A 24526-nucleotide genomic window follows, 5' to 3' on the forward strand; every position below is an offset into this window, starting at 1 on the left:
CGCAGGAGATCGCGGGTTCGAATCCCGTCAGTTCCGCCATTCTTATTAGCTTCAGGGATGAGAATCCATATTGGGTTCGTCGGAGCTTAGCTTCGTTAGCATAGACTTCGCAGTCTCGAACGAAGAGAGAGTATCCCGTCAGTTCCGCCATTCTTTAACTCTTAGTAATAAGAGCCATTAGCTCAGTTGGTAGAGCACCTGACTTTTAATCAGGGTGTCGAAGGTTCGAGTCCTTCATGGCTCACCATCTTTACCAAGAGAGCTGGAAACGGAATACATAACATATATGCGGACGTGGCTCAGCGGTAGAGCATCGCCTTGCCAAGGCGAGGGTCGCGGGTTCGATTCCCGTCGTCCGCTCCATTATGCGCCCTTAGCTCAGCTGGATAGAGCGTTTGACTACGAATCAAAAGGTCGGGAGTTCGAATCTCTCAGGGCGTGCCATTTTTACAAACAGATGCTTAACTTATGAAATTTCTTTGTGCCGGTGTGGCGGAATTGGCAGACGCGCGCGACTCAAAATCGTGAGGGAAACCGTGGGGGTTCGAGTCCCTTCACCGGCATTAATTAACGGGATGTAGCTCAGCTTGGTAGAGCACCTGGTTTGGGACCAGGGGGTCGCATGTTCAAATCGTGTCATCCCGATTCGAACCGAAAGATCGCTTTCAGTATATCTGAAGGCGATCTTTTTTTGTTTAATGATGCCAACGGGCAGAGCGGAACTGAATATTTTGACAGCATCCCGGTCACAATATGAAAAACATTGAATAGAAGGGGATAACCTTGAGTGTTTTTCATTTCTTCAAGAAACTGTTCAGAAAACGGTGGAGACGTTGGAGACGCGCGATCTGGTCCTGTTCGATCGTAGTGCTCGTAGGTGTCATGGTATGGTCCGGCCAGACTATAACCGATCAGATGAAGAGGCTGCTCACCGCTACTTTCGATGAAACGCCGCTGGCTGTGGAAACGATGCAATACTTGCAAATCGAGGATGATAAGCAGGAGGAACGCAGGCAGGATCAGAGGGAATTCATGCAGAAGCTGAATACCTCGAAGGGAAAGAAGCATGTTCATGTCCGCATCACGTATGTCTGCGGCATTGAAGAGCAGGATATGGGAAAGCTAACGGCGGACGGCATTTATGAACTGATGAATAAAAATCCTTTATGGCAGGGACGATTGGATAATAAAGGCAATGTCTGGCTCGAGCAAACCGTATCCGACCTTTCACCCGCCTGCAAGCGGCAAGCTTATATGAGCATCGATGCCAACGGGAACTTAACGTTGTTTGACGGCCCGCCGGAAGAAGAGAAGGTCATGCGCACCTTCTTCCAACTGGATGTCGGCTCGATGGAATCCTCTCTGCCTAAAGACGTGATTCAGCAGCTTGAAGAAGGTATTCGAATTCAAGATATGGAAGAGTACAACAGTGTACTGTCAACCTTTAGCGACTATGCACGGGATATGGCCGAAAATGTCATGAGCCCTAGCCCTTGAAACGTCTATGCTTGTCGCTTGATCGCCAAAGCCGCAGCTGCCCGGAATTTTTCCGGGCAGTTTTTTGGTGTTTAGCGGTTCCATTGGCGGTGCCGTCAGGGAAGTTATAGAACTGTGGCAGATGGGATCAAAGTTTTTCCTCAACTGAGGCCGAACTTTTGTTATAATGGGAGAACGATACATATGTTCGCTTCATCAGAGGAGAGATTGGTTTGCGCATTTTAGGAATCGACCCGGGAATTGCGATTGTGGGTTTCGGGTTTGTCGATAAGGTTGGAAGCAAAGTTACGCCGGTTCAGTATGGCTGCATCCAGACGGAAGCCCATACACCGGATGAAGAGAGGCTGCATCACGTGTATGAAGGCATGCTGCAGCTTATCGATAAATATGAGCCGGAGGCCGTTGCATTCGAGAAATTGTTTTTTAACCGCAACGTCACCACCGCGATGTCCGTATCCCAGGCGAGAGGAGTTCTCATACTGGCGGCGGTCCAGCGCGGACTCCCGATTGCAGAATATACGCCTATGCAGGTTAAGCAGGCCATCGTCGGCTATGGCAAGGCAGAGAAGAAGCAGGTACAGGAAATGGTCAGGATGTTCCTGAAGCTGCAGAGCATCCCCAAGCCCGACGATGTGGCGGATGCTCTGGCCGTGGCAATCTGCCACGCCCATTCCTATACACTTAATTCCAAATTAAATGAGGTATTGCGAAAATGATCGATTTTTTACGGGGACAGGTTGTCCACTTAGAGAGTGAATATATTGTGCTGGATGTTCAAGGCGTAGGATACCGGGTGTTTTGTCCGAATCCGTATGCTTTTGCCAAAACGGAAGGAACCGTGACGGTTTTCACCCATCATCACGTCCGTGAGGATGCCATTCTGCTGTTTGGGTTTCCGACGCGGGAGGAGCAGAGGCTGTTCCGTAAGCTGATCGAGGTCTCGGGAATCGGCCCGCGCGTGGCGCTCGGCATACTCGGCGGAGGATCTCCGGATCATGTGGTTTCCGCGATCTATCAAGAGAATATATCCTTCTTGATCAAACTTCCGGGAATCGGCAAGAAAACAGCGCAGCGCATGATTTTGGATCTTAAGGATAAGCTTGAGGGCTTCGGGAATGCGAGCATGATGACCGGTCTTTTTGCCATCCAGGAGCCGGAAGCGGATGATGGCGGCTCGGCATGGTCCGAGGCTCGCGAGGGCTTGAAGGCGCTTGGTTATACGGATAGCGAGCTGGATAAAGTCTGGCTGAAGATCAAGGATTCCGGCGCAAGCGGCGAATCCGTCGATGTGCTCATGAAACGGGCACTGCAGCAGCTATTCGCTGGATAGATAGAGCATCGCTGCAAGAGAGGAGTTATATAGATGGACGATCGAATTATTTCCGCCAATCTGATGATGGACGAGCAGGCTGTCGAGCTTAGTTTGCGTCCGCGTTATTTGGCTGAATATATAGGACAGAATCAAGTAAAGGAAAATTTGAAGGTATACATCGAGGCTGCAAAAATGCGCAACGAGGCGCTTGACCATGTGCTGCTGTACGGTCCTCCGGGACTTGGCAAAACGACGCTGGCCAATATTATCGCCAATGAGCTTGGCGTTAATCTGCGGACGACGTCCGGCCCGGCCATCGAACGGCCTGGCGATCTGGCGGCGCTTTTGACCAATCTGCAGGAAGGAGACGTCCTGTTTATTGACGAGATCCACCGGCTGCACCGGACGGTAGAGGAAGTGATGTATCCGGCCATGGAGGATTTTGCGCTGGATATTATGATCGGGAAAGGGCCAAGCGCACGCTCCGTTCGCCTGGATCTCCCGCCGTTCACCCTTATTGGCGCCACAACCCGGGCTGGCTTGCTCTCAGCGCCGCTGAGGGACCGTTTTGGTGTGGTAAGCCGTCTGGAATTCTATACAGTAGATGAGCTGAGCTACATTGTGTCACGCAATGCCGATCTTTTGGGGATCGAGATATTGGGGGAGGCCGCAGAAGAGATTGCCCTAAGATCGCGAGGGACACCGCGCATTGCGAACCGCCTCTTGAAACGGGTCCGCGATTATGCACAGGTTCGGGGCGACGGCATGATCACGCCAAGCATCGCGCAGGAAGCGCTGAAGATGCTCCAAATCGATCCGATGGGCTTGGATTTTATCGATCACAAAATGCTGAACGCCATGATCAAGAGCTTCCGCGGAGGACCTGTGGGACTGGATACCATTGCCGCAACCATCGGGGAAGAAAGCCAAACCATCGAAGATGTTTATGAACCGTATCTGCTGCAGATCGGTTATTTGCAGCGTACGCCGCGGGGACGCGTCGTAACGCCTACAGCTTATCAGCATTTAGGCATTCCCTTTCCTGAGGATCGCCGCTAGCTGATGGAATCATGACGTTTATGCCATATACCATATCCAATTAGTTACAGGAGGAAAGACATACATGGATAGGAACTGGACGAAATCATTATTCGGTTGGACCACCAAAGGACTCTTGTCGCTGGCTGTTGCCGGAAGCATATGGAGCGCGCCCGTCGTGCAAGCAGCCGCCCCTTCGTTAGATACGATTCGGGTTGCGATGTTCCTGGATCTGGGAAGCCAGTATAAATCGACGACCAATGCCGTAACGCTGAAATCCGCCGAGGCTTTGACGGCATCGCTGCTTGCTTCCGGTACTCATCAGACCCTGATGAGTATCCCTGCGAACCAGCAGGTCCGGATGAGCGTGGATACATACCGCGTTAAGGTGCTTGAGACAACGGATTGGAAAGCCGCTTCCGAAGCAGCCAAAAAGCTGCAGGCGACAAGTGACAAGCCGATGCTGTTTGCGGATGGCAAGATGTACAAGCTGTACGCCGGCATGTACGGTACAGAAAAAGCGGCCGCGGATGCGGCTGCTCGGACAGCGAAGACAGCGGCTGCATATCTGAATGGGCAAACGCCCACCGTTAAAGGCGCGCTGCATCTGTCCGCCGGATCGTACGGATCGGAGACTGAGGCGGAGACCGTGCGTAAGGCGTACGCTGATGCCGGTCTGGATGCATTCAATGTCATGGTGCCGACCGGGGAAGCTTCGGCTTATGAGGTGTGGGTAGGCGAAGCGGCGAACACGGCCGATCTCGCTGCCGTCAAGAAAGAAGCTGCCAAAGTATCCGGCGGCCTGGTTGAGCAGAACGCCAACACGCCGGGTCTTATCATAAAAAGTGACGTAAGCCTGAATCTGGCGGCTCCCCAAGAGGTGACGCATTACATGCTGTCAGGTAATCAATCCGTTCTGCGGGTTGACGGGAAATCAGGAGCGGGAACGAATGTGAAGGAGCGATCCGATCGCTCCTATCGAGGCGCTTTGGAGATCGGGCAAAAGAACGGTCAATTATACCTCGTCAACGAATTGCCGTTCCAGCAGTACCTATATTCCGTCGTGGGGGCGGAGGTGCCGTCTTCTTGGGGAACCGAGGCTCTGAAGGCACAGGCCGTGGCAGCGCGCAGCTATGCGCTCTTCCAAGGAAATAAGTTCGAAGTAGCGCATGTCGTGGACACTACGCTGAGCCAGGCCTATTATGGGACGGCTTATGAGTATCCAAGCATTATTCAGGCAGTGGATGCAACCGACGGCGAAGTCGTCATGAAAGACGGCAAAATCGTGGAAACCGTGTTTTCCTCCAACAGCGGTGGGATGACGGCGGACTCCACCGAGGTCTGGGGCAATCGTAACGATCTGTTTGCCGCAGTGGAAAGCCCTGGTGACTCCTCATCCCAGGCCGCGCTTAAAGCTTGGTATCATGTGCTTCTTCCGAGTGGCGTTACGGGTTACGTGCGTGAGGATAATGTAAAGGAAACGGGCAATGCAACATCGGCAGGTCTTCCTTATATGACTGTTACCGCCAAGGATACCAACGTGCGCCCGCTGCCGCTGATCCAATCGAACGTTGAGCCCGTAAGCAAGATGAATCCGGGAGAAACGGCCGTCGTCTTGGACAAAGTCGCGGAATCCAACAGCTTCGAATGGGTTCGAGGCCCTTATACTTCGGATCAATTGCTGGCCACTTTAAAAGGAAAAACCGCCAATAGCCTGCCGGCCTCCATTACTTCGCTGGATGTAACCGAACGAGGCCCATCGGGGCGGGCTCTTACGGTAAAAGCCAACGGCCAAGTGCTGGACGTAAAATATCCGGATATGTTCCGGTCGGCTTTTAACGGTCTGCCAAGCACGTTGTTTGATATTGAATCGACCGGAAGTTATACTGTATTGAGCGCGAATGGTGCGGTATCAACGGTTTCGAGCGGTCAAACGGTATCCGTCATTTCCGGAAGCGGAAACGGTAACGTCAAAGGCTCCGGCACCGTCGTGATGAATGGAACGGGGACAGCACGCGTAATCGAAAGCTCTCCGGGCTTTAAATTTACCGGTAAAGGCTTCGGCCACGGACTGGGCATGTCGCAATGGGGTGCCAAAGGAATGGCTGACGAAGGGTATGATTATAAGCAGATACTCCAACACTATTACCGCGACACGACTATAACGAAGGACTGACCGACATGAATGTGGATTTGTATGATTTTGAATTACCTGAACACTTAATTGCGCAGACGCCGCTGCTGGACCGAAGTTCTTCCAGGCTTCTCACGCTGAACAAAGAGAGCGGACAGATAAGCCACCAGACGTTTGCGGATATCATAGACAGCCTGAATCCGGGCGATACGCTCGTATTAAACGATACAAAGGTAATCCCGGCCCGATTGTTCGGCGAAAAGGAGGATACCGGGGCGAAAGCCGAGGTCCTTCTGCTGAAGAATATGGGAGAAGATCGCTGGGAAGCACTCGTAAAACCCGGCAAGAAGCTGAAAAAGGGAAACGTGATTTCCTTTGGCGACGGGAAACTAAAGGCGGTCATTGAGGAGGAAGGAGAAATGGGTGCTCGCACCTTGTCCTTCTCGTATAAGGGGATTTTCCAAGAAATCCTGGATGAACTGGGCCAAATGCCGCTCCCGCCTTATATTAAGGAAAAGCTGGATGATCGCGATCGTTATCAGACCGTATACGCGAAGCATGAAGGATCCGCAGCCGCGCCGACGGCCGGCCTTCATTTCACGGAGGCTCTACTGGAACAAATCCGGGCCAAGGGAGTGGACATCGCCTTCATCACTTTACATGTGGGACTGGGAACATTCCGCCCGATGTCCGTGGACCAGGTCGAGGACCATGTCATGCATGAAGAGTACTATTCCCTATCCCAGGAAACGGCAGACCTGCTGAATGAAACGAAACGGCGCGGCGGCCGGGTTATCGCCGTAGGAACTACCTCCTGCAGAACGCTGGAGACGGTAGGCTCACAGTTAAAGGGCGAGCCTCTGCGCGAGAGCAGCGGCTGGACAAGCATTTTTATTTATCCGGGATACTCTTTTACCGTGGTAGATGCGCTGATTACGAATTTTCATCTGCCGAAATCCACGCTGGTCATGCTGGTCAGCGCACTGGCCGGACGCGAACACATCATGCATGCGTACAAGGAAGCCGTTGACAAAGAATACCGTTTCTTCAGCTTTGGCGACGCGATGTTTATCTATTAATTTCGGAGGTTGGTTATTACAATGGCAGCAGCTGTTACTTATGAACATATTAAAACGTGCAAACAATCGGGCGCCAGGCTCGGCAGAGTGCACACTCCCCACGGCGTGATCGATACGCCGACGTTCATGCCTGTGGGAACGTTGGCAACCGTAAAAACGATGAGCCCGGAAGAGCTTAAAGCGATGGATGCGCATATTATTTTGAGCAACACCTATCACCTCTTCCTGCGACCGGGACATGATATTGTGAAGGAAGCAGGCGGACTGCACAAATTCATGAACTGGGACCGGCCGATATTGACCGATAGCGGCGGTTTCCAGGTATTCAGCTTGGCGGAAATGAGAAAAATATCGGAAGAGGGCGTACATTTCCGTTCGCATTTGAACGGAGATAAACTGTTCATCTCTCCGGAGGTCGCAATGGAGATTCAGAACGCGCTGGGATCTGATATTATGATGGCCTTTGATGAATGCCCGCCTTTTCCTGCGGAGTATGAGTACGTCAAACAATCAACCGAGCGGACTTCCCGCTGGGCTGAACGCTGCCTGAAGAGTCATGCCAGACCGGAGGACCAAGCCCTGTTCGGCATCGTCCAGGGAGGCATGCATGAGGATCTTCGCCGTCAGAGCGCCCGTGATTTGACTTCCATGGATTTCCCGGGTTATGCTATTGGTGGACTTAGTGTGGGAGAATCGAAGCAGCTTATGTATGAAGTGCTGGATTACACGGTGCCCCTGCTGCCGAACAATAAGCCTCGCTATTTGATGGGAGTCGGATCACCGGATGCGTTGATTGAGGGCTCGATTCGTGGTGTGGATATGTTCGATTGCGTGCTTCCGACGCGGATCGCCCGCAACGGGACAACGATGACAAGTCAAGGCCGTCTTGTCGTTCGAAATGCTCAATATGCCAGGGATTACGGACCGCTGGATCCGGAATGCGACTGCTATACCTGCCGTAACTACTCGCGTGCTTATCTGCGTCATCTGATCAAGAGCGACGAAACGTTCGGACTGCGATTGACGACGTATCATAATCTGCATTTCCTGATCAATTTGATGCGTAACGTGCGTCAGAGTATTATGGAAGACCGTCTGCTTGATTTCCGCGATGAGTTTTTTGATAAGTACGGCCTACACGATAATGAAAAAGGGTTCTAAAGCAAGATCATGGCCATCATGATAAGTTTGTGAAAGGGGGGAAAGAAATGTTTGGTTCATTTGAACTCGCAGCAGGACAGACTCAAGGCGGCGGAGGCATTTTAGGATTGATTTTGCCTTTCGTTCTGATGTTCGTCATCTTTTATTTTCTGCTTATCCGTCCACAGCAGAAGAAACAGAAAACAAGAAACGCAATGCTTAGCGCCTTGTCCAAAGGCGATAAAGTGGTAACGATCGGAGGCCTTCACGGGACGATCGTGGAGATTACCGACGACATCGTGGTTTTGAAAGTGAACGACGTAACGAAGTTGACGTTCGACCGCAACTCGGTAAGCCATAGCGTGAATACGGATGCATAATCTCGTTTCACCTACATATGGAAAGTCATCGCCAAAAACAAAAGCCGACTCCTTTTAGGAATCGGCTTTGTTTTTTAGCACTGGGCGTGAAATGCTCCAAAGAGTATTCGTTGTGAGGTTTTATTTTTTTAAGTTAACCCCGAACATTCCCCCGATGGCGCCGGCAGCAAAAACCGTGGCAATCAGCGTCAAATCTCCGAGCGACAAGGAACTATCCAAGGCCAGAAAGCCGATGACGAGCAGCGTAATCCCGTATACCAGCCCGGTAAGGCAGCCATAATACCAGCCTTTGTTACCTGCGCGTTTGCCGCTCACGCAGCCACCAATAAAGGCCGCGACGGCATGTACCAGAAACGTGTAGAACGATAAATCATCCTCGGCCAGTCCGCTGCCCCACAGCAGCAGGGATAGCGCCAATGCGCCAAGAAACATCCAGAAATAAGAATACAATAGTCCTGAAAGAATCGGATTGGTGATCCTGAAAGTGAATACTCGCCGGATCGGTTCCATGAATCATCCCCCTTAACAAATCTTGATAATTCCATTGTATGGCCAAGCCTGTACATATAGTACAAACTGAACATTTTGCATCGGGTTTTGCAGGATTACCATTAATTAATCAATTGTAATCGAATGGGAAGAGCTGCGGCAGGCCAGAATAGCTGTACATGAGAATGTTCGACAAGCTAGGGAGGGATTGTTTATGTCTCATCTGACTATTCTGATTCTGCGGACCGTTCTGATGTATGTGGTCATCTTTGCTACCATGAGAATCATGGGCAAACGGGAAATCGGAAAGCTGTCTATCTTCGATTTGGTCATATCCGTCATGATCGCAGAGATCGCCGTTTTTGTCCTCGAAGATGTCCATAAACCGATTTGGGACGGACTAGCTCCTATCGCCGTGTTGGTTGCCATTCAGGTAGGACTTGCCTACATCGGCCTGAAAAATCGAAGCATACGGCTGTTTGCGGACGGAAAGCCCAGCATACTGGTATCCCGAGGCAAGCTTCACCGCAAAGAGATGTCAAAGCTTCGCTACAATCTTGATGATCTGATGCAGCAATTAAGAGGGAAGGACATCGACAGTTTGGCAGACGTGGAATTTGCGATTCTCGAAACTTCCGGCCAGCTCACCGTGATTCCAAAAGATGCGGACAACGGTTCGAACCGCTCGAATAGTTCATCAAGTTCTTCCAACGCCTCAAGCTCCACTCATTCTTCAGGTACTTTATCCAAGGCCAAATCCGAAACAGGAAACCCTACCGTTGTTGATATTCCATACGATAAAATTACGTACGAAGGACTGCCCATTCCGCTTATATTGGATGGAAAGGTGCAGGACGAAAACCTTGAACTAATTGAAAAAACAAGGTTCTGGCTGAAAAACGAGATTCAAAACCACGGAGCCAAGGATTTTAAAGATATCTTCCTATGCTCCATCGACCATAAAGGACGAATTTACATCGACCGCAAAGACAGGGACTAGCGGCGGCTAAACTTGTTGAACCAGGTACCGACGACAGGGACGCGTTCCAGATCCCGGGGCGTTACCAGCTTGGTCATAAAAATCATGATGAAATAGACCAGAATGCCAACCACGATAGAGGTCAAAAACTGCAGCCAGGGGGTCGTCGAGAACGGAAGATGTCTATATCCGTAAAGAACGCAGGCACCCATAATGATCATGACGGCAGCGATTTTGACATAATCGAGCAGGCGGAACCGAAAGCCGATCAGCCTGGAGAGACTAAAACCGTGAAGCAATGTAACCGCGATGCTGTTAACGATGATGGCAATGACGGCCCCTATGATGCCGAAGGCGGGGTTGGAAGCCAAATACACGATAAGGCTCATCTTGATGATCGCACCGAATAAGGTATTCAACAAAGCCCGTCCCGGGCGGTCCAATGCCTGCAAGGCAGCTTGAAGCGGGGACTGCACATACAGAAACAAGGCAAAGGGCGCCATGATTTTGAGCATATCGCTAATCTCGGCGTTGTCGTAGAGCAGCAGGCACAGCGGCTCGGCCAGGACAAACATAATGATGGCAAACGGAGCTCCCGAGACGAGAGCCAGCCGAAGGGATTGATTCATTCGCTTATGGATGGTAGGCCGGTCGTTGCGGGCTGCTGCCTCCGATAGGGAAGGCACCAGGGAGATGGCCAGGGAAACGGTCAACGCACCGGGCAATAGCAGGAGCGGGATGATCATGCCTTGCAGAGCGCCGTATTGGGCGGTGGCCACGGATGTCGCGATACCTGCCATGGCGAGGCTGCGATTGGTCAGTATCGTTTCCAGCAGGTAGGAGAAGGACCCCACCATCTTTCCGCCCGTTACAGGCAATGCAATGCCGAGTAACCGCTTCAGGATGCCTTTATTCGAAGGAGAGTCTTCCGGCGCTTTTTTTTCAGATACGACTTTTTGCGGCTTAGGCAAAAGTTTGTTCGTTCTTCGACCCTCGCCGGAATATTGCAGCAGCAGCGCGATCATGCCAATCAGCTCGCCCACGGCTGTTCCAAGCATGGCCCCGGCTGCCCCGTAAGCGATGCCTTTGGGCATCAGGAGATGCGCAAACCACAACATGCATATAATTCGGACTATCGTCTCGATAACGGAGGAGCTTGCAGAGGGGATCATATTTTGTTTGCCCTGGAAATATCCCCGGTAGACCGACGAAACGGCAATGATGATCATCATGGGCGTCATGCTGATGAAGGTTTGATATACACGCTCGTCCGGCAAAAGGACACCGGTTACCCAAGGAGCAAGCAGCAGACTGAGTCCCGTGAAGAGGGCTCCCGCCGTAATCGTCAGCATCAGGCTGACATGCAGAATTTTCTTGGAAGCATCCTGCTTCCCGGCACCTTCCGCTTCGGCGACCATTTTGGCGATGGCTAGCGGAATACCACCCGTGATGATAGTCACGAGCACGATAAAGAAGGGGTAGCCCAATTGGTAAATTCCGACACCCTCGGGTCCGATGATCCGGGGAAGGGCGATCCGGGGGATAAAACCGAGTAGGCGGTTTAATATGCCGGCTGCAAGTAAAATCAGCGTTCCTTTAATAAACGATTGCTTGTTCACTGTCCATCCCACTCCCTGGTTCAGGCTGAATACGTTGACACGACATGGCTATTCTTATGGATATGCCCTACCTGTCCCATCTGATGACTTTACTTTTTTTTCTGGACATGGTAGGAATAGAAGGAAAGCCATATGTCATGTCGAATGTAACTTAGGTACAACAGGGAGTCAGTGAGGAGGCCATATGCATGGAACTCGAGCAAATGAGCGAGGAAGAATTGATGAGCACCATTGAGATGGTATGCTTGAGCAAGGTTGAGGAAATGCATTTGATTGGGTACGAGTATGTGACGAGCGACGATATTTGGAACTGTGTCAGCAGCAAGTACCAAAAGGAAGGCGTTCCACCCCTCCACCAATTGGTCAACGACATTCTGTCCTTGAAAGCAACAGCCTTGATGAACTATATGACAATATCAGCATATAAGGGATCTTCTTTCGATTAATCGAAGAGGTCCCTTTTGCCTTGCGGATATAAGGGTTCATCCATAAGCCCGACAAATTTTGATAAATTGACTGGGTTTTATGACATCGCTATAATAGGAATATTGAGTAAAAAGGGGGAACAAGGGACGGCATGAAGAGAATTATCAGTTTCGTCGGAACCGTGCTCGTGATCACTATTTTAATGGCCGTTACAACTCCAGGCTTGCTGAAAGACGTCCGTCTAGGTTTGGATCTAAAGGGTGGATTCGAAATCCTTTATGAAGCAGAACCGTTGATGGAAGGGCAGCAGGTTACCAAAGAAGCGCTGCAGGAAACCGCAAAGAGCTTACAAAAGCGTGCGGATGCGATGGGAACATCGGAGCCTGAGGTTACGCCGGAAGGGGCGAATCGGATTCGCTTGAAGGTGGCGGGCGTAACGGATGAGGCCGAAGTTCGAAAAACAATGAAAGAACCTGCGAACCTCACATTCCGAAGCAATGACGGCTGTAAAGAAGGCGAGGAGTTCTGTAAAATAGAGCTCCGCGGCGACGATTTCGTCGAGAACGGCGCATCGGTAGCCTATGACCAGCTTAATCAGCCTATGATAGATATTAAAGTGAAGGACAAAGGGAAGTTTGCTGAAATTACAGAACGTCTTCTCGGTCAAGAGCTGGCTATCTTCATGGACGACCAATTGCTGTCAGCTCCGACGGTACGAGCCGTATTAACGGACGGTACCGCGCAAATTACAGGGAACTACTCGCTGGATGAAGCGAAGCAGATCCGGGATACGATTAATCTCGGCGCCCTGCCGCTGAAACTGGTCGAGAAATATTCGCAGAGCGTAGGGGCTACGCTTGGCATGCAATCTCTTACAAAAACTTTAGAAGCCGGTCTGATCGCTTCCGTCGCGATTTTGCTGTTCATGATTATCCGATATCGCGTACCGGGCTTGCTGGCAAGTTTCGCACTTATTTTGCACACATGGCTGCTGATTCTTATTTTCGTATGGGCCGACTTTACGTTGACGCTTCCAGGCATTGCGGCATTTATATTAGGTATTGGTATGGCGGTGGATGCCAACATTATCACCTATGAACGCATTCGGGAAGAGATCAAGACAGGCAAAAGCGTGCCATCTGCAGTGAAATCAGGCGGTAAATCCTCCCTGCGCGCCATTATGGACTCTAACTTGACGACGATTCTCGTTGCCGCTGTCATGTTCGGATTCGGTACCGGTGCGGTAAAAGGTTTTGCCCTTGTATTGATTTTGGAGATCATCGTTAGTATTGCCACGAACGTTTATTTCTCCCGTTTCCTGCTCAATCTGCTTGTGAATATAGGTTGGGCCCGCAAACCGAGCCATTATGGCGTAAAGGAGCGTGACATTCGTGAGCTTTAAGAACTTCGATTTCGTAGGCAAAAGCAGAATTTTCTACGTACTATCCATTGTAATTACGATTTTGGGCTTGGTTTTTCTCCTGACTCGCGGACTTAACTACGGAGTTGATTTCCAATCCGGCTCGAACGTGGATATTTCACTCTCCAAACCGTTGACCACGGAGCAAATCAATACCGTATTAAAGGATGCCGGAATCGGGGAGGATGCGAGCGTTACACCGGGTAATGACCGCGTCAACATCCGATTCAGCGAGGTGCTGACCGAGGATCAGGATCAGAAGCTTCGTTCCGGCATCGAGAAGCTGGACGAGAAGTCAACCTTCGAAATTAATACGGTTGACCCCGAGATGGCCAAAGAGCTGGGCCGAAACGCCATTTATGCCGTATTGATTTCCTGTATCGGGATTATCATCTATGTCAGCATCCGCTTTGAATGGCGGTTTGCGATTGCAGCGATCGTAGCGCTCCTGCATGATGCTTTCGTTGTCATCAGTATCTTCTCCATCCTTGGATTAGAGGTAGACCTGACATTCATCATCGCCGTCCTGACCATCATTGGTTATTCGATCAACGATACCATCGTTATCTTTGACCGGATCCGGGAGAACCTGCGGTTTGCGAAGATTAAGAGGGTCTCGGATCTCAAGGATTTGGTTAACAAAAGTTTGTCGCAGACGATCGGGCGCTCGATTTATACGGCCTTGTCCGTATTCATCGCTGCATTCTTCATGCTCCTCTTGGGCGGCGAGTCGATCCAGATGTTCTCGCTGGCTATTTGTATCGGTTTGGCATTCGGCGCGTACTCTTCGATCTTTATCGCAAGTCCGTTGTGGCTCCTTCTTAAAGGCCGCAATGTGAACAATAAGCCGAATTCGCCGAAGCCAAGCAAAGATAAAATCGAAATTTAATTAAACCGCTGCAGGGCGGCGTTTGCAGTCCAGATATCAGAAGATCCTATACAAGTGAAAGCCGCGTCGCAGGCGACGCGGCTTTCTAAAGTTAGCAGCAGGCAGCATGACGAGTACAGGATCGACAGTGACATTGAGGGGGGCCTCAAGTGAGCAATGAACGCTTGAATCATACGGAGACTGTCCTATGGACAGGCATTGTAACGGATTTGGCATTAGCCTTGTGCAAAGGGATAGCCGGTTACTTATCCGGCAGCAAGGCTCTCATCGGAGATGCCCTGCATTCTGCGGCGAATGCCGTAACTTTATTGGTGGACCGTTTGCCAAGCCTTGGTATATTCGGCACGAAAAGTCCGATGCGGGACAAACGGAACGTTTCGAATACGACGGAGCCCGTCATATCGATCTTATTTGCCGTGTTATTGATCATGGGCGGCATTCAAATTGCGGTATCCGCGATCCAGACCATGGCATCGGACAACCTTGAGCCGCCGGCCACATCGGCGCTTCTTGCGATTTTCATATCGATGGCGGTGAACGAAGCGGTATTCCAATATCAAAGCTGGCAGATGAAAAGACTGCATGATCCCCGGTACGAAATGCTGTTGGCTGATCATCGGTTTGCCTTATATTCATCGTTAACGGTATTGATCGGCGTGTCGCTATCCATGGCAGGCTCTTATTTTGAATGGTCGCCTCTATTCTACATGGATTCCATAGCGGCTCTTATCGTGGCTTGTCTCGTGGTCCGGAAAGGATATATACTCATCGTTCATTCCGTTTACGGAACGCTTGCGGAGGAGAAACGCCATGAACACGAAGCCGAATTCATGGATACGATTCAGCGGGTGCACGGCGTGATCACGATCGAGGAGCTGAAGGTTCAGGAATACGGACAGATTCGCCACGTGAACATCGAAGTGAAAATCACCGTGAATCCGAGAACGTCCGTATTGGAAGCTCAGGAAATTGCCGAGCGAATCCGGAAGCTGTTGACCCATCGATTTATTCAGGTTACGGATGCCAAGGTTCACGTTGTGCCTTATGAACCCGGTTACCCGTATAAATCGAACTATGACTTGATGGACAACGATATGCCGACACTGCCGCAATAAGGGCCGGAGCTTTTAAGACAGCAGGAAATAGGCAGGAAAAGGAAGGTGAATCCCTGTGCTGTATTCCAAATATGAATGGAGAATACGAGAGGCAGCGTCAACGATCACCGAACGGCTGGCCCATGATTTGTCGCTGCCACCCATCGTGGCTTCCCTCATGGCGTCCCGGGGGATACAATCAGCCGAGGATGGCCGGGAATTTTTATATGGAACGTTTGAGCTGACGCACGACCCTTATCTCATGCAGGGAATGCGGGAGGCCGTGCCGCGTATCCGCAAAGCGCTGGAGGATCGGGAGCATATTCTGATCTACGGCGATTATGACGCGGACGGGGTTTCCAGCACATCATTGATGATTCATCTCATGCGTGATTTGGGAGCATCTTATGATATTTATATCCCTCACCGATCCAATGAAGGTTATGGCTTACATAATCATGCGCTGGATTGGGCCCATCAGCAAGGGGTCAGTCTGGTGATTACCGTAGATACCGGGATTAGTGCGGTCGAGCAAATCGCGTATGCCAACAGCCTTGGCATCGACGTCATCGTCACCGACCATCATGAGCCGCCTGAGTTGCTGCCTGAGGCATATGCATTGATCAATCCGAAGATCCCGACATGCCCGTATCCCTTTAAGGGGCTGGCCGGCGTAGGCGTGGCTTACAAATTGGCACAGGCTCTCGTGGGTGACCCGCCGGAGGAATGGCTCCAGATCGTTTCGATCGGAACGATCGCTGACTTGATGCCGCTCACGGGAGAGAATCGGGTGCTTGTGAAGCACGGGATCGAATCGATGCGAAAAACGCGGTATGAAGGCATCCGCAGCTTGCTTGAGGTTTCGGGAATTCATGTAGAGCAGGTGACGGCCGTTAACGTGGCCTTCTCCATGGCACCACGGATTAACGCCAGCGGCCGTTTGGATCATGCAGGCCGTGCCGTGACGCTGCTTACTACGGAACACAGGGAAGAGGCAGAGCGCCTTGCTTGGGAGCTGGACGGGCTGAACAAGGATCGGCAGCAAGTGGTCGAAAACATCGTCCAGGAAGCGCTGGGGATGGTTCAAAACCGCTGGGGAGGACAGGAGATCCCGCCTGTTATCGTATTGGCGGGCGAGGGCTGGAATGTCGGCGTGGTCGGCATCGTGGCTTCCAAAATCCTGGAGCGCTTTTACCGCCCCGTTGTAATACTTGGAATTGATCCCGAAACGGGAAACTGTAAAGGCTCTGCCCGTTCGATTCCCGGATTCGATATCTATGCGGCTCTGCTTTCTTGCAAAGACGTCATGGACCATTTTGGCGGCCATCCTTCCGCAGCCGGCATGAGCCTCCATCGAGACCGCTTGGAGGCATTCGAACAGGGGCTTCATCGATATGCGGAGGATGCGCTCGAAGCAGAGCATCTGATTGCCGTTTGCGAAGCGGACCTGGAAGCCAGTTTGTCGGAGGTATCCGTACCCATTCTGGAACAGATGGAACAGTTAGGCCCGTTCGGCATGGCGAATGCCGTACCGAAGATAGTTTTTCGGAACGTTGTCGTCAAGGACGTCCGCAAGATCGGCAAAGAGGGGAAGCATCTGAAGCTTCGTTTGCAGCAGGAGCGGGAGGTTATCGATGCGATCTCATTCGGCTGGGGCCATCTTGCCGATATTCTGCCGGTGGGTTCGGTTGTGGATGTGCTGGGCGAGCTTTCCGTCAATGAATGGAACGGGAGCCGTAAAGTGCAGCTCATGATTCAGGATATCTGCGCCCCTTATCAGCAGGTGTTTGATTACCGCGGGATCAAAGAGCCGATCCGGGAGATCCAGAGGTGGAGAGCTGAACTGGAGCCGCATCTGCGGTGCCCGGCTGTCCGTTCCGCGGTGGTGTACGCAAAAGATTCACATCCGGAAATAAAAAGTCAATTGTATGATATGTGCCTTTGGGTATATGATAGGAATGCTGGCATCGTGCCGGATAATGAAATCGCCGCGAGCGGCAGTCAAGAAGACATTTCCGTTTTGTTCGTACTGGATGTACCGGAGACGGCTGAGCAGCTCGCTGCATTCATGTCAGCCTTCCATTCCGTTCCCAATATATTTATGTTACATCCGACCCGGAACCTGCGCGAACGGCTGCAAATTCCGGACCGGGAACAGTTTAAGAAGCTGTACGTTTCACTCGCTGGACTGACGTCCGCTCCCATGCCGGAGAAAGAGGTCTTAGCACGTCTACAGAAGCAGACTTCGTTATCATCGCGTATGCTGGTCAAAGTACTGGATGTCTTTGAAGAATTGGCATTCATTCAGCGAGACCAGGGACAAATTACCTTTGTTCCGAAGCCGGAGAAAAAACCGCTCGACGCTTCCCGTCACTTCCGGGAATTAAGCGACTTGGCGGATATGGAGCAGCATCTGCTGCATGCCGGTACCGAACAGTTAACCCAGTGGATGACGTCCCGTACAAAAGGCGTATCTTAACCGCAACTATACAGGAGGAGATTATTTTGGATTTTAAAGATTATATTCGTGTCATTCCCGATTTTCCGCAAGCGGGGATCAGCTTCAAGGATATTACCACACTACTGAAGAATGGTGAGGTATATCGCAAAGCCATCGAGGAACTGAAGGTCTTGGTTTCCGATCTCAAAATTGATGTGATAGCTGGTCCCGAAGCTCGTGGATTCGTCGTGGGTGCTCCGCTGGCTTACGCGCTTGGCGTGGGATTCGCGCCCATTCGCAAAAGCGGCAAGCTGCCTTACGAAACGATTGAAGTGGGATATGACCTCGAATACGGTAAAGATCGCTTGGCGATGCATACCGATGCAATCGAGAAAGGGCAAAATGTATTGATTGCGGATGATCTTCTTGCAACAGGCGGTACGATTGCGACTTCGGTTAACCTCATCCGTCAATTGGGCGGAAACGTTGTTGGCGCTGCTTTCATGATCGAGCTGACGGATTTGAACGGCCGCTCGAAGCTGGATGACATCGATGTATTTACGTTGATGCAGTACGAGTAAACGACACTATTCTTCCCGATTTACCCGGGAAATAATAAAATGCCCTGAGCAATCAGCTCAGGGCATTTTTCTGTTTTTCAATAAAGTTGTCGGTTCAATCCGGCGTTTTTTCCACGAGCGGCTCATCATTCTTTTCATTGGAGAGGCCGGTAATCTCGAAGACTTTGAAGAGGAGGGCCATGAGAACACCTACGATGGTAGCCAGGGCCATGCCCTTCAGCTCGACCGTGTTAATCTTCAAGGTTACGCCGCTGATTCCTGTTACCAGTACGATTGTAGCCAAGATCATGTTGCTTGCTTTGGAGAAATCCACCTTCTGTTCCACGAAGATTCGAAGGCCGGAAGCTGCGATTACCCCGAACAGCAAGAGAGACACGCCGCCCATAACCGGTGTTGGAATGTTCGCTACAACGGCGGAAAATGTTCCCGAGAAGGAAAGAATAATGGCAATAATGGCGGCGCCTCCGATGACAAACACGGAGTACACCTTCGTCAAAGCCATGACACCGATATTTTCGCCGTACGTTGTATTCGGCGTGGAACCAACAAATCCGGACAAGATGGTGGAAATACCGTTGCCGAGCAGGGAGCGGTGAAGGCCAGGATCCTTGGAAAGGTCTTTGCCCACGATATTGCTGGTTACCAGCAGGTGGCCGATGTGCTCTACGATAACTACGAGCGAAACCAGAATGATGGTCCAGATCGCCCCGCTATCGAAAACCGGGGTTGTCAGCTCCGGAGCCGACAGGAACTTCGCGTTCGCGATTTTCTCCGTGTCCACGACCCCAAGCGCAAAGGAAAGCGCATATCCGACAACGATCCCGATCAGGATGTGGATAATTTTGGCGAAGCCGCGGAACAAGATGGAACCCAACACCGTAACTCCGAGGGTAACGAGCGAGATGGTAATGATTTTAGGATCGATGGACTGCCCTTCTTCCGGCAAAAAACCAGCCATGCCTGCGGCAACCGGAACCAGTTCAAGCCCGATCATCGCAATGATAGCACCCATAACCGCAGGCGGGAATACGAAGTCGATCCATTTGGTTCCCGCATATTTAACGATGAGCGCCACAAGACAGAAGATGATCCCCGTCACGATAAAGGCGCCCAAAGCTTTGCCGTAGTTGGCTTCCGGGTCGCCTTCCAGTACGATCAGCACCGGGGCTATAAAGGCGAAGCTGGAGCCGAGGTAGGCCGGAATCTTTCCTTTACATAAAAAAATGTAGAGCAGCGTGCCGACACCATTCATCAGCAGGATCATGCCGGGATCCACGCCGAATATGTTCGGTACAAGCACCGTGCTTCCGAACATGGCGAACAAATGCTGCAGGCTCAGAAGGAACCCTGGACCCAACGGAAGCTTCTCATCTACTTGAATTTCACGTTGCAAACCATTTCACTCCTCTATAGGACTTTAAATATAGGACCGTTCGCGTACGATCTTTAATAGATTAAATACAATCGTTCGTTTTTTCAACAATAATTTTTACAGTTCGTCAAAATATTCAATTCATGTCATGTTTTGATGTCCCCGTGCAGGAAAAGGGCATACTATAAGTGACCGAACGCTCCACATGTTGACGTATAACGCCGCAAGCGTCATAATGATAGGAAAACAATCACGAGGGAACCTGCACGTTTTGACAAGGGCGGGTTCCATTTTATATAGAAAGGGAAGAGAAGGACTCCAAAATGGGCATAGAGCGATTACTCGAAAAGGCCAGCGCCTATATAAAAGAACCCGATCTTCTCCGCATCCAGGAAGCTTATGAATTTGCGGAGCAAGCCCACCACGGACAAGTGCGGAAATCGGGAGAACCTTATATTCTTCATCCGCTTGCGGTTGCAGACATCGTGGTGAACATGCAGATGGACACATTGTCCATTATTGCTGCATTGCTTCACGATGTCGTTGAGGATACAACCGTATCGCTCGAGCAGATCCGCGAGCGTTTCGGGGATACCTGCGCAATGCTGGTGGATGGTTTAACGAAGTTGGAACGCATCCAATTCCGATCCAAAGAAGAGCAGCAAAACGAAAATTATCGCAAGATGTTTATCGCCATGGCACGGGATATCCGCGTAATCGTCATCAAGCTGGCGGACCGGCTTCATAATATGCGCACTCTTAAGTACCAGTCCGAGGAGAGCCAGCGCCGCATTTCCTATGAAACCTTGGAAATCTTTTGTCCGATAGCCCATCGTCTCGGTATTTCCGCGATCAAATGGGAGATGGAGGACATTGCGCTTCGTTACTTGAATCCGCAGCAGTATTACCGCATTGCGAATTTGATGCACAAGAAGCGTGCGGAGCGGGAGCAGTACATCGACAACGTCATCGTCTGCATCCGCGAGAAGCTTGACGAGATGGGCATTCAAGCCGATTTGTCAGGCCGACCTAAGCATATCTACAGCGTGTTCAAGAAAATGACGGTGAAAAACAAGCAGTTCAACGAAATTTACGATCTCCTTGCAATCCGCATTATTGTGGACAATATCAAGGATTGTTATGCCACGCTCGGCATCATCCACACCCTGTGGAAGCCGATGCCTGGCCGTTTCAAAGATTATATCGCCATGCCAAAAACGAATATGTACCAGTCCCTCCACACAACGGTGGTAGGGCCTAATGGGGAGCCGACGGAGGTTCAGATCCGCACCTGGGAGATGCATCGAACGGCAGAGTTCGGTATCGCGGCACACTGGGCGTATAAAGAAGGCTCCGCAGGCAACGGGGGCAGCTTCGACAACAAGATGACGTTTTTCCGCGAGATATTGGAACTGCAGCATGAAACGAAGGATGCGTCGGAATTTGTAGAATCTTTGAAAATGGACTTTTTCTCGGATTTGGTGTTTGTGTTTACGCCAAAAGGCGAGGTGATCGAGCTGCCTTCCGGCTCCGTTCCCCTCGACTTTGCCTACCGAATTCATACCGAAGTAGGAAACCGCACCATTGGTGCCAAGGTCAACGGAAGAATCGTTCCGCTGGACCATCAGCTCAAAACCGGCGATATCGTGGAAATTTTGACGTCGAAGCATTCCTACGGTCCAAGCCAGGACTGGCTGAAGATTGCCCAATCCTCGCATGCCCGAAGTAAAATCAAGCAGTGGTTCAAGAAAGAAAAGCGCGAAGAGAATGTCGAGAAGGGCCGCGAGATGCTGGAGCGCGAAATCAAGCGCCTCGGTCTTGACGTGTCCGAGTGGACGACGGACGATAAATTAATGGAAGCGGCCAAGAAATTCGCTTTTAATGATATCGAGGATATGCTATCGGCGGTCGGCTTCGGCGGGATCACTGCCGCGCAGATCTGTACGAAGGTGACCGAGAAGCTGCGCAAGGAGCAGGAGGAAGCCAACCAGCTTGAATTAACCTCCGAGATGAAGGAAATCAAGCCGGCCGAGAAGCGAAGCCGCCCGACCAACGGCGTCCGCGTCAAAGGGATTGATAACCTGCTCGTGCGTTTCGCAAGATGCTGCAATCCCGTACCCGGCGATGATATTGTAGGCTATGTAACTCGCGGCCGCGGCGTATCGGTCCATCGTTCGGATTGTGCGAATCTGCCGACAACGGATGAGGGCGAGGATGCGGCACGCGTGATTGAGGTGGAATGGGAAACGGCCGTCGAGGCAAATTACAGCGTCGATATTGAAGTGACGGGACACGATCGCAACGGATTGCTGAACGAAGTCCTTCAGGCCGTCTCCGAGAGCAAGACGAACATTTCCGCCGTCACGGGGCGATCCGACAAGAACAAAATGGCCATGATCCACATGACCATCCTGATTCGCAATACGGATCATCTCCAATCCGTAGTGGAACGAATCAAGCGGGTGAAGGATGTGTACACCGTTCATCGGATCATGCAGTGACGGCACGATGCGCTAAGGGAATGGTCCCGGGGTTCATGACGATCCCGGAGGATTGATACGAAAGCGGTCTGTAATCCTGCGGGAGACAGGCCGTTTTATTTTTGGAAGATGAAGGAGCTAACCCTATGAGAGTGGTCATTCAACGATGCAAGAATGCGCAAGTCGCAGTGGATAATGAAATCGTCGGCAAGATTGAAGCGGGATTGATGGTCCTGGTTGGCGTGACGCATGAGGATGAAGAGAAGGATGCCAAATACCTTGCCGAAAAGGTAGCGGGGCTGCGGATTTTTGAGGATGAGCAGGGAAAAATGAATTTCAGCGTCCAGGACGTGGGCGGAGCGATTCTGTCGGTGTCCCAATTTACCCTCTATGGAGACACCCGCAAAGGAAAGCGGCCGAACTTTATGGCTGCCGCAAAACCGGACGAAGCGAATGCATTGTACGAGTCGTTTAACCGCGAGCTTTCGGCGAAGGGGTTGCAGGTGGAGACCGGGGTGTTCGGAGCGATGATGGACGTGTCGTTGACCAACTGGGGACCGGTGACGCTAATTATCGACAGCCGGTCCTAACCTGCCTAAAAAGGACGGCAGCATGCATCATATTGGAGAGATGGGGCATCCTGAGTGAATAATCGAAGGTTGTTATTCGCAAATAAAGGAGCCGTACGATATGCGTCAATCCCCCAAATTTTCGATATGGAGCAGTTTGCCTGCGACGGTCGGAACCGGAGGCGTCAGGGAAGCAGCCAGCACGGAACGCATGGTTTCGGCGCCGGAAGAATCTGCACAGCTCATCAGCATCAAGGGAAATATGCGGAAGCAGCTGCCCCGATCGTAGATTCGGCACAGCGTCGCGTGTCATGAAAGCGGCTTTTTATAAGCGGAGCCTGAGATGATCTCAGGCTCTTTTTGGCGTTCGCCGATCATCGCCATACTCAAGCTTCCTTCGGGACAGACATCTGTTGCAGGCAAGCGCCGTTCTTTGGCCTTTTTCATGAATTCCGCTGTTATAAAAAAGAGATTCCAGGGTAATAACAAATCGAGGACATTTCAGGAAGGAGACATGCCAGATGAGTAAAGTAGCATTTCTACTAGCCGACCAATTCGAAGATTCCGAGATGAAAACTCCTTACGATGCCGTGAAGGAAGCGGGGCATCAGGCTGATATTATTGGATTGAAACAAGGACAAGAGGTAAAGGGCAAACAGGGCAAGGCTTCCTACACAACCGATAAAGCCATTGCGGACGTCAACATAAACGATTATGATGCGGTGGTTATTCCAGGCGGTTCTTCTCCGGAAAACTTGCGTCTGGATTCCCATATATTGCAGTTTGTTGCAGCAGCGGACAAGGCGGGCAAACCGATTGCCTCGATATGCCACGGGCCGCAAATTTTGGCAAGCGCCGACCTGCTGAAGGGGCGTACGATCACTTCCTATCCTCCGCTTCAGGATGATATGGTAAACGCCGGCGCCAACTTTAAGGATGAGGAAGTCGTCGTGGATCGGAATTTCATTACGTCCCGGACTCCGAAAGACGAGCCGGCCTTCGTGCGCGAGCTGTTAAAAGCGCTGTAGGCGCTAAATTAGCTGTATGGTTGTCCATGTAATACCGATCTTTCAAACACACGGGTTGAAAAAAAGGAGGAATGGACATGTCTAGACAAATTCAAGCTTATTTCAGGACGGAAGACGACGCTGAAGGCGCAAGGACGAGGCTGCTGACGTACAACACGGAACAGCTGGAGGTAGGACAGCTTCAGGATTCGGTCCGAAGCGGAGGGAATATCCTGGTGCCGCTGGTGCCATGGGGCAATGCCGGCACGGGCGGTGCTACGGCAGGGGCAACAACGATGGGGGCTCCCGGCGGCGTAGTCGGGGCTCCCGGGGTGATTGTGGGGGCAAGGGATACCAGCCGCGACATCGCCCAGGACCGGCCGGACAGCGATGATCTGCCCGGCGACGGATGGCGGGAAGCGGACGTGACCGACGGGGACTATGACGATCTCAGGTACACCTTGTCCGTTAAGGTAAGGGACGAGGACTATGATCAGATCGTGCATGATTTGCGGGCGAATAACGCTTATGTGGAGCGATTTGATTAATGTCTGATTAGCGAAGAGACGCGCAGGCGATGA

General features: G+C 51.3%; 24 protein-coding genes and 6 tRNA genes (1 of these 30 only partly in view). 26 read left to right on the forward strand and 4 right to left on the reverse strand.

Features of this window, described 5'->3' with window-relative positions:
- The 14 genes from M1D70_RS07670 to yajC all read left to right on the forward strand — a co-directional run.
- A tRNA-Asp gene (locus M1D70_RS07670) sits at positions 1 to 39 on the forward strand (it extends 38 nt beyond the left edge of the window).
- A 132-nt stretch (positions 40 to 171) separates the two neighbouring features.
- A tRNA-Lys gene (locus M1D70_RS07675) sits at positions 172 to 247 on the forward strand.
- A gap of 41 nt (positions 248 to 288) precedes the next feature.
- A tRNA-Gly gene (locus M1D70_RS07680) sits at positions 289 to 363 on the forward strand.
- 4 nt (positions 364 to 367) lie between these two features.
- Positions 368 to 444, forward strand: a tRNA-Arg gene (locus M1D70_RS07685).
- A gap of 39 nt (positions 445 to 483) precedes the next feature.
- Positions 484 to 563, forward strand: a tRNA-Leu gene (locus M1D70_RS07690).
- An 8-nt stretch (positions 564 to 571) separates the two neighbouring features.
- A tRNA-Pro gene (locus M1D70_RS07695) sits at positions 572 to 645 on the forward strand.
- 138 nt (positions 646 to 783) lie between these two features.
- Positions 784 to 1497 (forward strand): BofC C-terminal domain-containing protein, encoded by a 714-nt coding sequence (locus tag M1D70_RS07700; protein ID WP_036672502.1) that lies wholly within the window; start codon positions 784 to 786, stop codon positions 1495 to 1497.
- A 212-nt stretch (positions 1498 to 1709) separates the two neighbouring features.
- Complete coding sequence (gene ruvC / locus M1D70_RS07705; RefSeq protein WP_009592782.1) at positions 1710 to 2213, forward strand: crossover junction endodeoxyribonuclease RuvC; 504 nt, start codon at positions 1710 to 1712, stop codon at positions 2211 to 2213.
- Positions 2210 to 2827 (forward strand): Holliday junction branch migration protein RuvA, encoded by a 618-nt coding sequence (gene ruvA, locus M1D70_RS07710; RefSeq protein WP_456289571.1) that lies wholly within the window; start codon positions 2210 to 2212, stop codon positions 2825 to 2827. The genes ruvC and ruvA overlap by 4 nt, the downstream gene beginning before the upstream one ends.
- Before the next feature lie 33 nt (positions 2828 to 2860).
- Entirely contained in the window at positions 2861 to 3868 is a 1008-nt protein-coding gene (ruvB, locus tag M1D70_RS07715; protein ID WP_009592741.1) for a Holliday junction branch migration DNA helicase RuvB, read from the forward strand.
- A gap of 64 nt (positions 3869 to 3932) precedes the next feature.
- The gene (locus tag M1D70_RS07720; protein ID WP_456289572.1) at positions 3933 to 6023 is read left to right on the forward strand and encodes a SpoIID/LytB domain-containing protein; all 2091 of its coding nucleotides are present in this window, start codon (positions 3933 to 3935) and stop codon (positions 6021 to 6023) included.
- Positions 6024 to 6028: 5 nt separating this feature from the next.
- Positions 6029 to 7060 (forward strand): tRNA preQ1(34) S-adenosylmethionine ribosyltransferase-isomerase QueA, encoded by a 1032-nt coding sequence (queA, locus tag M1D70_RS07725; RefSeq protein ID WP_009592748.1) that lies wholly within the window; start codon positions 6029 to 6031, stop codon positions 7058 to 7060.
- 21 nt (positions 7061 to 7081) lie between these two features.
- The gene (gene tgt / locus M1D70_RS07730; protein ID WP_009592784.1) at positions 7082 to 8221 is read left to right on the forward strand and encodes a tRNA guanosine(34) transglycosylase Tgt; all 1140 of its coding nucleotides are present in this window, start codon (positions 7082 to 7084) and stop codon (positions 8219 to 8221) included.
- Positions 8222 to 8268: 47 nt separating this feature from the next.
- On the forward strand, positions 8269 to 8580 hold the full coding sequence (gene yajC / locus M1D70_RS07735) for a preprotein translocase subunit YajC (RefSeq protein WP_009592738.1): 312 nt from the start codon (positions 8269 to 8271) through the stop codon (positions 8578 to 8580).
- A gap of 120 nt (positions 8581 to 8700) precedes the next feature.
- On the opposite strand, the gene M1D70_RS07740 is transcribed toward yajC, so the two are convergent.
- Positions 8701 to 9090 carry a TIGR04086 family membrane protein gene (locus tag M1D70_RS07740; RefSeq protein WP_015734038.1) on the reverse strand — a complete coding sequence of 130 codons (390 nt, stop codon included), beginning with the start codon at positions 9088 to 9090 and terminating at the stop codon, positions 8701 to 8703.
- Positions 9091 to 9283: 193 nt separating this feature from the next.
- Here M1D70_RS07740 and M1D70_RS07745 point away from each other — a divergent pair, with 193 nt between their 5' ends.
- On the forward strand, positions 9284 to 10069 hold the full coding sequence (locus tag M1D70_RS07745) for a DUF421 domain-containing protein (protein WP_009592807.1): 786 nt from the start codon (positions 9284 to 9286) through the stop codon (positions 10067 to 10069).
- On the opposite strand, the gene spoVB is transcribed toward M1D70_RS07745, so the two are convergent.
- Positions 10066 to 11667 carry a stage V sporulation protein B gene (gene spoVB, locus M1D70_RS07750; protein ID WP_456289573.1) on the reverse strand — a complete coding sequence of 534 codons (1602 nt, stop codon included), beginning with the start codon at positions 11665 to 11667 and terminating at the stop codon, positions 10066 to 10068. The two genes, M1D70_RS07745 and spoVB, sit on opposite strands and share 4 nt — an antisense overlap.
- Before the next feature lie 188 nt (positions 11668 to 11855).
- On the opposite strand from spoVB, the gene M1D70_RS07755 reads away from it, so the two are divergent.
- The 6 genes from M1D70_RS07755 to M1D70_RS07780 all read left to right on the forward strand — a co-directional run bounded on the left by M1D70_RS07755 (position 11856) and on the right by M1D70_RS07780 (position 18517).
- Positions 11856 to 12113 (forward strand): post-transcriptional regulator, encoded by a 258-nt coding sequence (locus tag M1D70_RS07755; protein ID WP_009592794.1) that lies wholly within the window; start codon positions 11856 to 11858, stop codon positions 12111 to 12113.
- A 131-nt stretch (positions 12114 to 12244) separates the two neighbouring features.
- Positions 12245 to 13495 (forward strand): protein translocase subunit SecD, encoded by a 1251-nt coding sequence (gene secD / locus M1D70_RS07760; RefSeq protein WP_009592810.1) that lies wholly within the window; start codon positions 12245 to 12247, stop codon positions 13493 to 13495.
- A complete protein-coding gene (gene secF, locus M1D70_RS07765) occupies positions 13485 to 14402 on the forward strand; it encodes a protein translocase subunit SecF (protein WP_456289574.1) in 918 nt (305 codons plus the stop codon). The genes secD and secF overlap by 11 nt, the downstream gene beginning before the upstream one ends.
- 149 nt (positions 14403 to 14551) lie before the next feature.
- Complete coding sequence (locus M1D70_RS07770) at positions 14552 to 15517, forward strand: cation diffusion facilitator family transporter (protein WP_009592801.1); 966 nt, start codon at positions 14552 to 14554, stop codon at positions 15515 to 15517.
- Positions 15518 to 15572: 55 nt separating this feature from the next.
- Complete coding sequence (gene recJ / locus M1D70_RS07775; protein WP_456289575.1) at positions 15573 to 17975, forward strand: single-stranded-DNA-specific exonuclease RecJ; 2403 nt, start codon at positions 15573 to 15575, stop codon at positions 17973 to 17975.
- A 26-nt stretch (positions 17976 to 18001) separates the two neighbouring features.
- Positions 18002 to 18517: an adenine phosphoribosyltransferase gene (locus tag M1D70_RS07780; protein ID WP_009592753.1), complete on the forward strand. Its 516-nt coding sequence runs from the start codon at positions 18002 to 18004 to the stop codon at positions 18515 to 18517.
- 94 nt (positions 18518 to 18611) lie between these two features.
- On the opposite strand, the gene uraA is transcribed toward M1D70_RS07780, so the two are convergent.
- Positions 18612 to 19910 carry a uracil permease gene (gene uraA, locus M1D70_RS07785; protein ID WP_456289576.1) on the reverse strand — a complete coding sequence of 433 codons (1299 nt, stop codon included), beginning with the start codon at positions 19908 to 19910 and terminating at the stop codon, positions 18612 to 18614.
- 302 nt (positions 19911 to 20212) lie between these two features.
- Here uraA and M1D70_RS07790 point away from each other — a divergent pair, with 302 nt between their 5' ends.
- From M1D70_RS07790 to M1D70_RS07800, 3 genes are all read left to right on the forward strand, one after another.
- Positions 20213 to 22390: a RelA/SpoT family protein gene (locus M1D70_RS07790; RefSeq protein WP_009592739.1), complete on the forward strand. Its 2178-nt coding sequence runs from the start codon at positions 20213 to 20215 to the stop codon at positions 22388 to 22390.
- Positions 22391 to 22515: 125 nt separating this feature from the next.
- Positions 22516 to 22959 (forward strand): D-aminoacyl-tRNA deacylase, encoded by a 444-nt coding sequence (dtd, locus tag M1D70_RS07795; RefSeq protein WP_036666281.1) that lies wholly within the window; start codon positions 22516 to 22518, stop codon positions 22957 to 22959.
- 100 nt (positions 22960 to 23059) lie between these two features.
- The gene (locus M1D70_RS07800) at positions 23060 to 23227 is read left to right on the forward strand and encodes a hypothetical protein (protein ID WP_009592793.1); all 168 of its coding nucleotides are present in this window, start codon (positions 23060 to 23062) and stop codon (positions 23225 to 23227) included.
- A gap of 20 nt (positions 23228 to 23247) precedes the next feature.
- On the opposite strand, the gene M1D70_RS07805 is transcribed toward M1D70_RS07800, so the two are convergent.
- A complete protein-coding gene (locus M1D70_RS07805; RefSeq protein WP_009592787.1) occupies positions 23248 to 23385 on the reverse strand; it encodes a hypothetical protein in 138 nt (45 codons plus the stop codon).
- 74 nt (positions 23386 to 23459) lie between these two features.
- On the opposite strand from M1D70_RS07805, the gene M1D70_RS07810 reads away from it, so the two are divergent.
- Both M1D70_RS07810 and M1D70_RS07815 read left to right on the forward strand, forming a co-directional pair.
- Positions 23460 to 23966, forward strand: coding sequence for a type 1 glutamine amidotransferase domain-containing protein (locus M1D70_RS07810; protein WP_009592768.1), 507 nt, complete (start codon positions 23460 to 23462; stop codon positions 23964 to 23966).
- 77 nt (positions 23967 to 24043) lie between these two features.
- Positions 24044 to 24493, forward strand: a complete 450-nt coding sequence (locus M1D70_RS07815; protein ID WP_009592790.1) for a hypothetical protein — start codon at positions 24044 to 24046, stop codon at positions 24491 to 24493.
- Positions 24494 to 24526: the final 33 nt, after the last annotated feature.

The organism is Paenibacillus sp. AK002, assembly GCF_053903045.1.